1 protein-coding gene is annotated in these 548 nt (G+C 57.1%); it reads right to left on the bottom strand.

Annotated features, from left to right (window positions below):
* Positions 1–41: 41 nt before the first annotated feature.
* Positions 42–548 (bottom strand): phosphoglycerate kinase (pgk, locus tag B3M52_RS07175; RefSeq protein WP_286749285.1); only part of this gene is annotated, 507 nt, incomplete at its 5' end.

Below are 548 nucleotides of genomic sequence, written 5' to 3'. Positions count from 1 at the left end.
CCGGAAGAGCTTCTCGGCCCTCCTTGCGATTCAAACTCTTGCTATGCGCCGCGCTCTTCAAGAACTGCGACAGCTGGTAACGTCTTTCCTTCCACAAATTCCAGGAAAGCACCGCCACCGGTGGAAATGTACGAGATTTTGTCACTCACACCGTACTTGTCAACGGCAGCAACGGTATCACCGCCGCCAGCCAGGGAGAAGGCGTCGCTTTCGGCGATGGCTTTCGCCAGGGACTGGGTGCCGTTGCTGAACTGGTCGAATTCGAAGACGCCGACCGGGCCGTTCCAAAGAATGGTCTTGGAGGACTTCAGCAAGCCGGCGAATTTGGAGGCGGTTTCGGGACCGACGTCCAGAATCATGTCGTCTTCGGTCACGTCGTCAATTTTTTTAGTGGTGGCTTTCGCAGTTTCAGCGAATTCGCTGGCGACAACTACATCTACAGGCAGCGGAATTTCAACGCGGGAGGCGATTTCGCGGGCCGTGTCGATCAGGTCGTGTTCACACAGGGATTTGCCGACCGGGTGACCGGCGGCCGCCAGGAAGGTGTT

Origin of the sequence: Marinobacter sp. UBA2688 (assembly GCF_002352785.1) — a bacterium.
GTDB lineage: Bacteria > Pseudomonadota > Gammaproteobacteria > Pseudomonadales > Oleiphilaceae > Marinobacter > Marinobacter salarius.
This window is presented reverse-complemented; position numbering and strand designations above follow the sequence as displayed.